This is a genomic window from Granulicella sp. L46 (assembly GCF_009765785.1).
Lineage (GTDB): Bacteria > Acidobacteriota > Terriglobia > Terriglobales > Acidobacteriaceae > Granulicella.
The window spans coordinates 14,520-27,626 of the sequence record NZ_LMUT01000012.1; the positions used below are offsets into that span (position 1 = coordinate 14,520).

Below are 13,107 nucleotides of genomic sequence, written 5' to 3' on the forward strand. Positions count from 1 at the left end.
AGCTACTCCGGTGATGAAGCTATAGGCCCAGCCCAACCTAATGGGAGCTAGATGTAATTTGACCGGCGCGGTCTTTCTCCTCTGAGTCACTGGCACCATGTAGGATCGAACGATCCCAGACTTGAACATTGAAGGGCGTACCTACGTTGCATGGACTGACAGAAAATGATGTACTTCTCTCGTTGGTGGCGTTCGCAATTCTTTTGCTCGCAACACGGGCCATGGCGGAGCTTGCTCGCCGTTTGGATCAGCCTGAGGTCCTCGGGGAACTTTTAGGGGGGTTTCTCATCGGCCCCTCCGCTCTAGGTGCCATATTCCCGACCTTCTTCCATCATGTCTTCGGTCAAGTCGTGGTGTCTCAAGGAATGTCTCTTCTCTCATGGATTGGGGCAATTTTATTGCTTCTGATTGCCGGAATTGAGGCAGATCTAGTTATCCTTCGTGAGAAGGCTGTCCCTGGATTTCTTGCTGCCGCTGGCGCGATTGGTTCTTCGTTAATCGTCACCACGTTGGTTGCGGTGAAGCTGATGCACCGGACGCCGCAAAGTGGCTTTTGCTTAGGCCTGGTGTACTCCGTTACTGCCGTCAGTGTTGTCGCGAAATTGCTGATCGAACGTGGAACGCTGCGAAGAGGCTACGCACAGGTGATGCTAGCCGCAGGTATCGCGAGCGAGGTGCTCGTTTGGCCGCTGATCTCAGTGGTGTCATCGCTTCACAGTGGAGGGAATGCCTGGGCCGCCGGTCTGAGATCGGCTGCTTTGGCCATCGCATTCTTTGCGTTCATGCTGACACTCGGTCGCAAATTTACCTTTTGGGCGATGCGGCGGGTCACGGATGTGACAGGGATTGTGAATGGAGAACTGTCGCTCATCCTGCTTTTGGTGAGTTTGTCGGCCATTGCGACTGCCGCGGCCGGTCTACATCCTCTACTCGGAGCGTTTGTCTTCGGTGTCTTACTGAGCCGTGCTCCGAGGGCAACGGTAGCTCTTAAGGACAGAATCCAGGCCCTGACCGTTTCATTCTTCGCGCCGATCTTCTTTGGACTGGCTGGTATGCGCGTCAATCTCTTTGACCTTCACGGAGTTCAATCGATCGAAGGCATCCTCTTGTTGCTCCTCGCGGTTGGGTCGCTGAAGGTCTTCTTTGGCTTCGTAGGTGCCAAAGCTGGCCGTATGACCGTCTGGGAGTCCGCTTCGATCGGTGTCGGTCTCAATCTGAAAGGTGGCTCCGATGTGGTGGTCGCCATCGTCGGAACAGAGTTAGGGTTGTTGTCTTCCGATCTTTATACGATGTACGCCGTGGTCGCCATCCTAACCGTGCTGATTACGCCTCCCGTATTGGCTAAACTGTCCGCGAAAGCCATTCCTGATGAACTCGAGATCGAACGCCTGAATCATGAGGAGGCTCGAAGGCGAGCCTACTTCGCAGATATGGAGAGAATTCTCATCCCACGCGTTCCAGAACTCAAACCAGAGCTAATCGTCAGCCTGATCGAGCAGATCGCAAAGGCGAAGAGTCAACAGCGTGAAATCTTCGATATTACCGAGCTATCAACCCACCTTGACGAAGCGAGCGAAACAGCCCAAAGCGCGGAGGCGGAACAAGTTTTGCGATGGCTTACTCGCGCTGTGAAGCATGAACACGTTGGATTGGAACAGCGACTCATCGCCAAGGACCCTCTAGAAGCTGTCTTCGAAGCTGCGAAAAACCAACAAGTCATCTTTATCGGGAGCACTGCGGTTCGCGATAGTACGTCCAGCCTTAGCTTCGGGCCGATGCACGATGCATTAGTACGCGACGCCGCGTGCGACGTGCTGGTGACGGTACACACGGGGACGGTCCTTCCGTTGCCGAAACGAATCCTTGTGCCCGTCAATGGGCTGGAGCACTCGCTGGCAGCCGCAGATGTAGCGGCATACATCGCTACCGCAAACAATGCGGAGCTCGTCTTGTTCAACGTTGCGCATACGCGCGAAGAAGCGATGTTCTGGAAAGGCGGGGGACAACGAGATGTACTTCAGCGAGGCTATACGGTGGTACGAGAGGCTGAGTTCAGAGTGGCTCGACTTGGGGCTTGGGTTAACACTCGAGTTCGATTAGGGCCAGACCCCGCGCTGACCATTCTTGAGGAACTGAAGCGCCGGCCATACAGCATGATAGTTATGGGCGCGATAGGGCGCACTGCGGATGGGGGACTCGCACTTGGTAGTACCATCGAGCACCTTATGCGCGAGGCGACCGTACCGCGGCTCCTTCTTGTTTCGCGGAACACAGACGGAAGCGAATGAGAATCTCGCATTCATTTGTCCCAAAGGCGTTGACACACTCGGACTGTTTTGCATCATAAAAGCCAAGACAGTTAAGGAGGCCATATGGCTGCAGAAGTGCAGATCGAGACAAGAAGTACTTTGAGTAAAGTGGTTTTGTACGCCACGATCATTTCCGGGGCTGTAGCAGCTTATCTGATGTACAGGCGAGGTGAATCCGTATTCTCAATCGCGCGGAAGACTGTAACCAACCCCGTCGGATCGTTTGTTTCGGAAGTCAAGAATGTCGTCTAGTTTGGTTCAATATGGAAAAGCAAGAACGCAGCAGCCACGAAGCATTTCCCTTGCCTGCAGTGTGACTTTGAGGCTTGTGGCCATATTCGCGGCAAGCTTCTTAGCTTTAGGCTTATCCGGTTGTTTGGTGGTGGGATATTCAACTGGCAGAGGCTGGTTCGTATGGCCCGGAAGCCTGGTTTTTATTGTCGTGGCCATACTAGTAGTTTTCTTAGTACGCCGTCGGTAATGATTCAGACCACGAGGAAACTCGGGATTGAAGCTCTTAGGACTTTCGTTAGCGCAGTGGTCTCAGTCATAACCAGAAATTTGCTTCATTGCTCCAAGCGGAAAGCAGTCTTCGAGCCCCGGCGGAACGCTCGGAACGACGCTCACTCGGTTCGGAGCCAGATGGGGCCTACCTCAATGAGATAAGCCCCACCCGGACGAAATTAATACTTGGACGTGGTGTGAGTGCCTCTGACTAAGTCATCGTCTTCAACGATCCTTTCATCGTCCAAACTACGACCAGTGATCGGACCCTCTCCAACACCGTGGGAGGATTCAAACACATCGTCACGATCGTGAACAACTTTAGCGTCACCCTCCGATATGTTGCCGAAGGTGCCGCGACCGCCGGCCGTATCCTTCGAGCCCGCTTCACTCGTAGAGGAAATGTCGGTCGCTCCTGTTTCTTTGAGAGCGGTCTTGGCTATCTCCACCTGTTCTGATGTGTCACAGTGGACCGAAAGCAACGTTCCGCCGTCTTTCACCGCGCCCTCATAACGCTTTGCTTCGTATTCGGGAATACCCATTCCCACCAGTGCGCCGACGAAGCCGCCGACCGCTCCCCCGATACCGAGGCCAGCAAGCGATGCCATGATGGGGCCGGCCGCGATCAGTGGGCCAACACCAGGTATGGCTAGTGCCCCAATCCCGGCCAGCAGGCCTAGAGAACCGCCGATAACGCCGCCAGCCGTAACGCCGGTAGCGGTTCCTTCGGGGGCTTTAGTGTGCTTTTCATGAGCGAAGGCGCGTGTGCTCTCGTCGTCTGGGAGCAGAACAGAGATAGCCGCGTCCGTGAAACCTTTGGAAAGCAAATGATCAACAGCCGCTTCTGCGGTGCTGGGAGTTGCGTAGAGTCCGAATACGGCAGTATTTTTGCTTGACATAAAATTCTCCTCGCTGCTCATGGCAGCAGAACGGCTCTTACTGTTTAACGGTTAGTTCGTTCGTGAGTTTATCGGCAGAAACTACGCTCGTTGCGTCCGACGCGACTTTCTGTTTTTCATCCTCTGACGAAACGGGCCCTTTGAGCGTCACGGCGCCATTCACCGTGATGATCTTGACGTTATGAGCGTAGGTGGAAAGGGACTTGTCAGCGATGATAGCTTTACGGATTTGAGCGGTAGTCTGCAGATCAGAGTTGGCGTTCGATTGGGCGTCTGCAGTGCTTTGCTGATTCTTGTTTTGACCAGAGTTATCTGGTGCGGTTTGGTTTGTTGACTGGGTCACAGTCGCAAACGAATAGGAGGGAACGATCACGAGAGAAGCCGCCAGCAACATACAGGCCGAGACGGTGGAGCGAGTAGCTTTCATGGATGGCAAACCTTTCTGACGGGGGCACGCTTTCTGGAATGCCGCTGTAAATGCGACTCAAATTGACGATCGCTCTCACCGCGGCACATCCTGAGATGAGGGGGCCGGTATGCGAGTTGTTCTGATGAAAAAAATAGAGCCCCTCCTTGCGGAGGGGCTTCGCCGTAATATTCGAGGCACAAAATATGCCAATGGAACCGATATTCACATGATTCCTAGTAAATGGTTCGGACGGAAGGCTCTCTTTCCCATATGCGACCCATTGCGGCCCGAGTGAGAAAGTCATCTATTGGCGCACCCTTTTTGTTTGCAGAAACGACGCCCTTGTCTGCCAACACTCCCGCTTTGTCAAGCAAAGGCTGGGCGTCCGGTGTAGCACCGATCACCTTCAAGTGGGAAAAAGCGTCATGTACAAAAGCCACGGCCGCGGCTTCACTAGAAAGAGCGGCGGCGCCTTCCGGCGACAGGGCGAGGAAGATGCAGTCGAAAAGAACCGACGGCCCCCCCGCTAACTGGAAATCAGCCTCAATAACCGCACCATTTTTTGCGATTGCCCCACCTATTTTCGGGGCGATCATCTTAAGATCTGCGCCGGCCTTTTTCGCGCCTTTACGAAGATTGGCGACGACCGTTGCTTCAGAACCGTCCGCAATCAGGCAGCCGATCAGCTTGCCTTCTAACGACTTCTTCGCCTTTTTGAGAATGCTGAGGGCAGGGGACTCAGGAAGATCTTCGCGGGCCGGAACAGTCGTGGCGACCTTTTCGATCTTCCCCTTTATTCCTAGGCCATTGGCAACTCGCTGAGCGATCCCATTATCAACATTTGCAAGTTGGCCAAGTACCCGCAATCGGACTGCCTCCGTTTCCACTTTGCTCAACTCAAAGATGAATGCCGAAACGATGTGGTTCTGCTCGGTTTCAGTCTGCGAGAAGAAGAACTGGCGAGCCTGGCTGAAGTGGTCCGCGAAGAGTTCAGGACGCACTCTCAGCTTATCCCCTTCAACATGCTCCTTGGCCGAAGTGAATCCAGTGCGTGGATCCTCCCGAGCGGTGTTCTGCTCCAAAGAACTTGGGGAATATGAAACTCGTCCTGGAGGAGTCTGGAATTGCATATGACCGTCGCGCTGAAAGTTCATCATGGGGCACTTCGGGGCGTTGATCGGAAGCTGCGCGAAGTTAGGACCTCCAAGACGGGAAAGCTGCGTATCCAGATATGAGAAATTTCGTCCCTGGAGCAGGGGATCGTTGGAGAAATCGATACCCGCAACAACGTTCTGCGTCATGAAGGCAACTTGCTCTGTCTCAGAGAAGTAATTTGTGGGGTTACGATCGAGAACCATTCGTCCGATGACGCGAAGCGGCACCTGCTCTTCCGGGATTAGCTTGGTCGCATCGAGGACATCAAACTCAAACTTATCGACGAAGCGTTCGTCGAACAGTTGCACCGCCAGCTCCCACTCTGGAAATTTACCTTCATTGATCGAATTCCAAAGGTCACGGCGGTGGTAGTCAGGATCTCCGCCATTGATCTTCAGAGCCTCATCCCAGATGACTGATTGTAGGCCCGCCTTCGGCCGCCAATGAAACTTGACGAAAGTAGTCTTCCCAGCCGCGTTAATCAACCTAAAAGTGTGAACACCAAATCCCTCCATGTTTTTAAACGCGCGCGGGATCGCCCTGTCCGACATGATCCACATGAGCATGTGCGTGCTCTCTGGGGTCAGGGAGACGAAATCCCAGAACGTGTCGTGGGCGGTCTGAGCCTGCGGGAATCCGCGATCCGGCTCTTGCTTGGCTGCATGAATGAGGTCAGGAAATTTGATTGCATCCTGGATGAAGAAAACAGGTATGTTGTTTCCAACCAAGTCCCAGTTTCCTTCTTGGGTATAGAGTTTGACCGCGAACCCGCGAACGTCTCGTGCCAGATCCGGTGAGCCGGCATTTCCGGCAACGGTAGAGAATCGAGCGAACACGGGAACCTTTTCGCCCACCTGACTCAGCACGCGCGCTTTGGAATACTTTTCAAGAGAATCGGTCAGCTCAAAATACCCGTGGGCTGCGGCACCCCGTGCATGCACAATGCGCTCCGGAATGCGCTCATGGTCGAAGTGATTAATCTTTTCACGCAGCACAAAGTCTTCAAGGAGTACCGGACCTGGACGCGCCGTATTCGATAACTTGAGCGAGTTCTCGTCATCAGAGATCGCCTGTCCCTGCTGGGTAGTGAGTTGGGCATGGGTTCCGCCACTGAATTGATGAAATTCCCCGCCGTTACCGGTGCCCTCGCTCGTCTTTTTGGCCACGGTTGACTTTAGAGCTGGTTGTTTTTTCACTGTGATCCCCTTTGGACCGGATAGCTCAGAGCCAAAGACGGCTGCCGATCAAAATCCAGTAGTCCATGAGATGCGAAGGACACATAGTATGTCTGGCGATCCCGAACTCCACATTTTCGGGTTCACCTGGACGGTACTCATAATGAGCCCGTCAGAATCACCGATACGCCCCGCGCGAACTGTTGGACGTTTAGGCAGTTGCTACCAACCGCTTCGTGAAGTTTCCATCCCGAGAGAGAAAATAAAGCTCGAAACGGGGCCCGAGTGAGTGCCGCCTGGAAACAGATGTTCTTCCCAAGATCCTCCAAGTCGCAGTCCCTAGCGAAGGGTCCGGCAACCTAGTCGGGCTCACGTTCATCTCATTGCTCGACAAAGGGTGGACCAGCATGAATGACAAGAACGCAAAGGACTTGCACACTCGAGCTCTGGCCGAATCGAAGCAGTTTGCCACGAAGAACTCGAATCACGACGCCTTCGGCACCTTCGCCGCCAAGGCTTCGGGATGGCTCGGTTCAAAGTGGGCCTTTCTAGGCGCGATCCTCATTATCATTGCCTGGGCATGTTGCGGTCCGCTGTTCCATTATTCCGATACCTGGCAACTCGTCATCAACACCGGCACAACCATCGTCACCTTCCTCATGGTCTTTCTCATACAAAACACGCAGAATAGGGATGCAAAGGCGATCAACCTGAAGTTGAATGAGCTGATCTACGCAACGGCAGCAGCAGGCGATCAGATGCTAGATATCGAGAAGCTGAGCGACGAAGAACTGGATACTATGCAGGCACGATATGAGCAAATTCGTGCTGAGTGCATTCGTCGTGAAGGCGCCACGCCTAAGCACTGATTACGCGCGTCGGCTGAAGATGCGGTAGCAAACGTCCACTCGCCGCGAACCCTGAAGACGATCTCTCTCATTGCCTTCCGTTGTTGCTCCACTGAGAATCTCATTCGATGCCCCCGGCTATCTGCACTCTTTTATTGCTCCTCACGGTGCTCGGCAGCTCAAACTCGCTGTATGCTCAGCTGCCTTTCTATACCGACGACCCTAGTGTCACGGCGCGCGGGAAATGGCACCTCGAGTTCTTCAATGAATACGACGCCCTTCAACTTCAGTACCCAAACCTCCGTCAGAACACCTCCAATCTAAAAATCAACTATGGCCTACGACACAACCTGGAGTTGGACTTGGACGCTCCGTACATCTACATCCAGCGCTCCGCCGGGAAGGAGCCCTCCAACGGTGTCGGCGACACAAACCTGGGAGTGAAGTGGAATTTCCTGAAGGAATCAGAGGGCAGCCGGCATCCAGCGCTTAGCGCGAGTTTCTACACGGAGTTCCCGACCGGAGACGCCAGCCAGCAACTTGGTTCTGGACTGACCGACTATGCCCTTAACGTGATCTTGCAAAAATCCCTATCGAAAGAAACCAGGATCAATGGAAACGTTGGGATTCTCTTCGCGGGCAATACCAGCACCGGCGTAATCGGAACCGAGAACACGCGTGGGCAGGTCTACACATACGGCCTTTCGCTACTGCACGACCTCAACGATCGCCTATCGCTGGGAGGTGAGATTTACGGCGCGTATACGGATAGCGGCGATCTGGGCAGAAGCCAGCTGCAGGGAATGTTTGGCGGCCAGTATAACGTCCGCAAGAACGTTGCCCTGTGTTTCGGTCTCCTCGGAGGCGTTTACATCGCAAGCCCGCGAATCGGCGGACAGATCGGCGTATCGGTCGACTTTCCCTGAGAGGAGTGCACTAACATCGCTCGTGCATTGAGAAGCGAACAACCTGCTTTCATCCAACAGATTCCACGGGTGATGCATCTCACACGCCAAGCTGTTCGCTGGACCACACGGTCTTATGTCGGTACAAGGCCAAAACGTCTTTTCCAGAGCTTGTAAGCCTTGAATAGGGGGTAGCTATGGAATCGGACATTGTTCGAGATTTGCGCTCGAAGCTTGATATATCGGCGGAGGCACTACGGAAGGCGGGAGAGCAGGCATTGGCGGGGCGGTTCGCTCTCGAAGTGATGCATGAAATCCGCAACCCACTCGAGGCCGTGGGCTACCTGATCCACCTTGCGCACGAGGAAGATGACCCGCTTACTGTACGCGAACACCTGCGTCAGGCGAACGAGCAGATGGCAACCGTACATCAAATCGCAGCCCAAACATTAAGTTTGGCTCGGATCCTACCTGCACCAATGGAGACAGACTTGGTCGAGGTCGCCGAAGCCGCTATCCGCATTCATCATCGACGCATTACCGCTCAGAAGATCCATCTCGTGCGCGACTTCTCTGAAGAAACATCTGCCGAAATCTACACGGGAGAAATACTGCAGGTGATCTCTAATCTATTGGCGAATGCCCTCGACGCTGTTCCCGACGGCGGAACTATTTCTTTTCGCCTCAGAAAGCGCGGCGCCCATGTGCAGTTGCTCGTTGCCGATAATGGCCAGGGTATGGGACCCGAACAGGTTGCGCGCTTGTTCGAGCCGTTTTTCACGACCAAGGAAAACAGAGGGACCGGTCTGGGACTGGCGCTGTCGAAGAAAATTGTCGAACGACATGCCGGGACAATCTCAGCCCGTAGCAGCGCATTGCCGCGCAGAAACGGAACCACGTTCAGAATTTCATTGCCAGTCAGACGTCCTGCCGACGCCGTTACGTCTGCAGATTAGCTTGCGTGCATTCTTAGGGTCGTTCAACTTCATACAACGTAGGCTTTCGATAACTCAACTTCTAATGAACAGAAAAGGATTTCACCAGCTCTGACGCGATTCTCAAGCACTGTCCATTGACCCGATTTCACGCGCATTGTGCGACTTCGTACGGCGTTCGTAGGGGTATAAATATCCGGATTGTTGTGCCGTGGTTTTCCGCGTCATTTTGGCTCGTGATGCTTATTTGTCCTCCATGGCCCTCGATAAACTGCTTCGCAACAAATAGCCCAATTCCAGTCCCAACCGTGGTACGGGTCGTAAAGAAGGCCTCAAATACCCTGGGAAGATCCTCCGATGCGATGCCCACGCCATCGTCCGAAATGATCATTCCAATTCCACTCCCAGGTTTCTCGGTGTCCTCTACGACGACGGATAGATTGCCTCCGGTCGGCATAGCGTAGATGGAGTTCGCCAATAGATTAGAGATAACCTGCATCATTTCTCCTCGCCGCAGTGTCACGCTACGCGAAGATCGGAACGAGGTGCTGATCTTGATGCCGGCCGAGTCGCATCGCGGCTCGTAGATCGTGACTGCATGCTGCGCTATCTCACACAAAGATGCCAAAGTCGCCGCGGCGTGTTCGCGATAGTACCCGAGCGTCTGCTTCGCGATATGGGACACGCGACCAAGTTCACCTTCGGCGGTGGAAAGGTAGTTGAGGCCGTCTTCGTCGCTGATCTTCGAACGAAGTAGGTAGAGCAAATTCATGACTGCTTCTAGAGGATTATTGATCTCATGCGCGATCGTCGCTGCCATACGACCCGTAGCCGCAATCTTCTCCGCCTGCAGGAGAGATCGCTCCATCCGTTTGCGGTCGGAAATATCACGGAGAATCTTGGAAGCTCCAATAATGTTGCCTTCTTCATCCTTCACTGGCGAGATCGTGAGCGAGACATCCAGCAGGCCGCCGTCTTTCTTCATGCGCACTGTCTCGAAATGCTCTAAACGACGTCCAGCGCGAATCTGTTCAATGATGGTCTTCTCGTCGGAGTGAAGATGCTCCGGAATAAGCTTCAGAATGGACGCGCCGATCATCTCCTCTGCAGAGTACCCGAAGACCCGTGTGGCGGCAGCGTTCCAACTCGTTATGATTCCGTTCAGGTTCTTACTGAGGATGACATCCTGAGATGTGTCAACGATTGCCGCAAGCCGCCGGAGCGACTCCTGAGCTTTTTTCCGCTCGGTCACATCGATTCCGACTACGATGACCCCCGACACGCGTCCGTCGGCCTCGCGTAACGGCTGATACACAAAGTCAACATAGCGCACATCTGGGGGAAGATCTGTGTCGGCTTGGATTTCAAATCGAAGGCCATTACCAACAAAGGGTTCGCCTTGGAAGACCTTATCGAGGATTTCGATGTGACCCTGTTTGACAGCCTCCGGAAGGACAACGCGCACGGGTTTGTTCAGGACATCGCGTTGATTTACGAGGCGCAGGTAGCGAGGATTGACCATGCTGAAGACGTGGTCAGGTCCTTGTAACAGGGCAAAGAAGACTGGGGCTTGCTGAAGCGCTTCGAACGCTCTAGTTCTCTCTTGCAGTGCGACCTGTTCAGCGAGCTTTCGCTCCGTGATGTCGCGGAAAACCAGAACTACACCGGTTAGTTTCCCATCATCATTCCAAATCGGTGCGCCGCTATCATCAATCGCGGTTTCGCCCCCATCCTTTCGTATCAGGATGGTGTGATTGGCAAGACCAACAATCGTCCCGAGACGGCGCACCTTCGCCGCAGGGCTCTCTACTGGCTCCCTCAGACACTCATCAACGATGTGGAACACGTTGCTCAAGTGCTGACCTCGTGCCTCGGCGATGTTCCAACCTGTCAGGCTTTCGGCGACGTGGTTCATGTCGGTGATGGAAGCATGTTCATCGGTCACGATGACGGCGTCCCCGATACTTTGCAAAATTCTGGAAGCGCGAGCTTCGCTCTCCGCCAGCTTGCGAACCGCGACGACCTCGCCTGTTACATCGTGGAGAGCGCCAAAGAGGCCGGCGATCGCTCCGTCTTGGAAGATGGGATTGAACGAGTAGTTCAGGTATGCGTCCCTGACGCCATCTAACGTTGGTAGGGGGACTAGGAGTTTCTCGTGGAAGACGGTCTTACCCGTTGCAAGCGCCTCCTCCAAAAGGGGTCCAACGACTGGCCAGGACTCGCTATAGACCTCGCGGGCTGATTTTCCCAGAGCTGAGGGGTGACGCGGGCCAGGAATCGGACGGTATGCGTCGTTATAGATCAAGATCAGCTGAGGTCCCCACATGGTCCTTGCGGGCGAGGACGAGGCTAGAGTCAGATTGACAATGGTGAGAAGTTCCTTGGACCAGGTATCGATTGGGCCCAGTGAAGTAGAGCTCCAGTCGTAACTGCGCACCAGATCTGCCATTTCTCCGGTGCCGATAATACGACTTTCAGACTGCTCCACCGTTCAGTTCTCCTGACGCAAGAGCCTATCGTAGCTGAGATCCGCAAGTAGTGTCTGCACGGTGTCAGCATTGCAGTCTGATAATGCCTGTATTTCGGCAAATCTGCCTTTCCTGATGGAATTTGCGCTCGAAGTCGGTCAGCCCTATCCTTAGGAGGAGCTTCGATCGAACATCGAAGCGTTTGCCGGTGCACCTCCTCCGTAGACCAAATCACCCCCAGACGGCCGCCGGGATCCAGAATAGCTTGGTGTTTTCGAAGCTTCAGCCCTGGGGAACGGAGGAAGCGATCTGCTTGAAACGCATGGCAGTTCCTGCGATACGGCCCCTGCGATACGGCCTTTTTGGCAAGTCAAGCCAAATCGACAACGCCGACTTGGACAACCCTCCCACGGAAACGCGTCCCCGTGACCACTGCGAAAGGGATCCATCCAACTTAAGGGCAGTGCCAGTCTACGGCTGACCCATTCCACCCCCGGCACCATAAATGTTGCCGGTTGTGTAGCTGGCATCATTGGCCGCGAGCTGAACGTAAATGCTGGCGAGCTCTGCAGGCTGCCCCGCGCGTCGCAGGGGATAGGTTTGCCCGAAGTGAATGAGGTGATCCTGCGTGGCACCACCGGAAACCTGGAGCGGCGTCCAGATGGGGCCGGGAGCAACGCCATTGACACGGATGCCCTTGGGACCAAACTGCTTGGCGAGGGACTTGACGTAATTCATGGTGGCGGCTTTGGTCTGAGCGTAGTCGTACAAATTGGCCGCCGGATCATAGGCCTGCTCGGAGGTCGTTGCGATGATGGAGGAGCCGGGTTGCAGGTGAGGGAGGGCTGCCTTGATGATCCAGAAGGGCGCGTAGATGTTGGTCTTCATCGTTGCGTCGAAGGCTTCCGTCGTGAGCTGGAGGATGTCCTCGCACTGCTGCTGACGGCCAGCGTTGCACACGACGATGTCGAGGCCCCCGAGTGCGGCTGCTGACTTGCGGACCAGCTCCTCGCAGTACTTTTCGTCGCGCAGATCGCCTGGCATGGGGATGGCCTTGCGCCCCGCCGCTTCGATCAGCTGAATTACCTCGCGGGCGTCCGAATCTTCGGTGGGGTAGTAGCTGATGACAACGTCGGCGCCTTCGCGAGCGTAGGCAATAGCGGCTGCGCGTCCCATGCCGGAGTCGCCGCCGGTGATGAGGGCCTTGCGTCCCAGCAGTCGGCCGGAGCCTTTGTAGCTGGTCTCGCCGTGATCCGGACGAGGATTCATCTTGCTGGCGAGGCCTGGCCACGGCTGCGATTGGCCGGGGTAGGGAGGCTTGGGATATTTTGTGGTGGGGTCGACGAACGGTGCGGCAGTGGAGGCGCTGGATGTCTGCGCGGATGCGGAAGGGACTGCCGCGGTTAGTGCAGCGCCTGCCATGCCTGCGCTTAGGTTGGCGACAAGGTTGCGTCGCGAAATCGTTTTATCAGAAGTCATCGTAGATCTCTTTTTTGCAGT

The 13,107-nt window shown here is 54.8% G+C and carries 10 protein-coding genes; 5 read left to right on the forward strand and 5 right to left on the reverse strand.

The features are described from left to right. Positions 1-221: 221 nt before the first annotated feature. The gene (locus GSQ80_RS09315) at positions 222-2,288 is read left to right on the forward strand and encodes a cation:proton antiporter (protein WP_158787397.1); all 2,067 of its coding nucleotides are present in this window, start codon (positions 222-224) and stop codon (positions 2,286-2,288) included. 84 nt (positions 2,289-2,372) lie between these two features. Next, the gene (locus tag GSQ80_RS09320; RefSeq protein WP_158787398.1) at positions 2,373-2,561 is read left to right on the forward strand and encodes a hypothetical protein; all 189 of its coding nucleotides are present in this window, start codon (positions 2,373-2,375) and stop codon (positions 2,559-2,561) included. Positions 2,562-2,992: 431 nt separating this feature from the next. On the opposite strand, the gene GSQ80_RS09325 is transcribed toward GSQ80_RS09320, so the two are convergent. The 3 genes from GSQ80_RS09325 to GSQ80_RS09335 form a co-directional block, all read right to left on the reverse strand. Then, positions 2,993-3,712, reverse strand: coding sequence for a DUF3341 domain-containing protein (locus GSQ80_RS09325; protein ID WP_158787399.1), 720 nt, complete (start codon positions 3,710-3,712; stop codon positions 2,993-2,995). A gap of 37 nt (positions 3,713-3,749) precedes the next feature. Next, a complete protein-coding gene (locus GSQ80_RS09330; RefSeq protein ID WP_158787400.1) occupies positions 3,750-4,139 on the reverse strand; it encodes a BON domain-containing protein in 390 nt (129 codons plus the stop codon). 215 nt (positions 4,140-4,354) lie between these two features. After that, positions 4,355-6,472: a catalase gene (locus GSQ80_RS09335; RefSeq protein ID WP_174241330.1), complete on the reverse strand. Its 2,118-nt coding sequence runs from the start codon at positions 6,470-6,472 to the stop codon at positions 4,355-4,357. Positions 6,473-6,858: 386 nt separating this feature from the next. Here GSQ80_RS09335 and GSQ80_RS09340 point away from each other — a divergent pair, with 386 nt between their 5' ends. The 3 genes from GSQ80_RS09340 to GSQ80_RS09350 all read left to right on the forward strand — a co-directional run bounded on the left by GSQ80_RS09340 (position 6,859) and on the right by GSQ80_RS09350 (position 9,160). After that, complete coding sequence (locus tag GSQ80_RS09340) at positions 6,859-7,320, forward strand: low affinity iron permease family protein (RefSeq protein ID WP_158787401.1); 462 nt, start codon at positions 6,859-6,861, stop codon at positions 7,318-7,320. A 107-nt stretch (positions 7,321-7,427) separates the two neighbouring features. Continuing rightward, positions 7,428-8,225 (forward strand): transporter, encoded by a 798-nt coding sequence (locus GSQ80_RS09345; RefSeq protein WP_158787402.1) that lies wholly within the window; start codon positions 7,428-7,430, stop codon positions 8,223-8,225. Between the two features lie 176 nt (positions 8,226-8,401). Continuing rightward, positions 8,402-9,160, forward strand: coding sequence for a sensor histidine kinase (locus GSQ80_RS09350; protein ID WP_158787403.1), 759 nt, complete (start codon positions 8,402-8,404; stop codon positions 9,158-9,160). A gap of 127 nt (positions 9,161-9,287) precedes the next feature. On the opposite strand, the gene GSQ80_RS09355 is transcribed toward GSQ80_RS09350, so the two are convergent. Together GSQ80_RS09355 and GSQ80_RS09360 are read right to left on the reverse strand one after the other, a co-directional pair. Further along, complete coding sequence (locus GSQ80_RS09355; protein ID WP_158787404.1) at positions 9,288-11,588, reverse strand: PAS domain S-box protein; 2,301 nt, start codon at positions 11,586-11,588, stop codon at positions 9,288-9,290. Between the two features lie 490 nt (positions 11,589-12,078). Then, the gene (locus GSQ80_RS09360; RefSeq protein WP_158787405.1) at positions 12,079-13,086 is read right to left on the reverse strand and encodes an SDR family oxidoreductase; all 1,008 of its coding nucleotides are present in this window, start codon (positions 13,084-13,086) and stop codon (positions 12,079-12,081) included. Positions 13,087-13,107 lie beyond the last annotated feature (21 nt).

Excerpts from the sequence above, each read along its gene's own strand:
- GSQ80_RS09330 (WP_158787400.1), bottom strand. The coding sequence starts at position 4,139 with ATGAAAGCTACTCGCTCCACCGTCTCGGCCTGTATGTTGCTGGCGGCT.
- GSQ80_RS09340 (WP_158787401.1), top strand. The coding sequence starts at position 6,859 with ATGAATGACAAGAACGCAAAGGACTTGCACACTCGAGCTCTGGCCGAA.
- GSQ80_RS09350 (WP_158787403.1), top strand. The coding sequence starts at position 8,402 with ATGGAATCGGACATTGTTCGAGATTTGCGCTCGAAGCTTGATATATCG.
- GSQ80_RS09360 (WP_158787405.1), bottom strand. The coding sequence starts at position 13,086 with ATGACTTCTGATAAAACGATTTCGCGACGCAACCTTGTCGCCAACCTA.
- GSQ80_RS09315 (WP_158787397.1), top strand. The coding sequence starts at position 222 with ATGGCGGAGCTTGCTCGCCGTTTGGATCAGCCTGAGGTCCTCGGGGAA.
- GSQ80_RS09355 (WP_158787404.1), bottom strand. The coding sequence starts at position 11,588 with ATGGCAGATCTGGTGCGCAGTTACGACTGGAGCTCTACTTCACTGGGC.
- GSQ80_RS09325 (WP_158787399.1), bottom strand. The coding sequence starts at position 3,712 with ATGTCAAGCAAAAATACTGCCGTATTCGGACTCTACGCAACTCCCAGC.
- GSQ80_RS09345 (WP_158787402.1), top strand. The coding sequence starts at position 7,428 with ATGCCCCCGGCTATCTGCACTCTTTTATTGCTCCTCACGGTGCTCGGC.
- GSQ80_RS09320 (WP_158787398.1), top strand. The coding sequence starts at position 2,373 with ATGGCTGCAGAAGTGCAGATCGAGACAAGAAGTACTTTGAGTAAAGTG.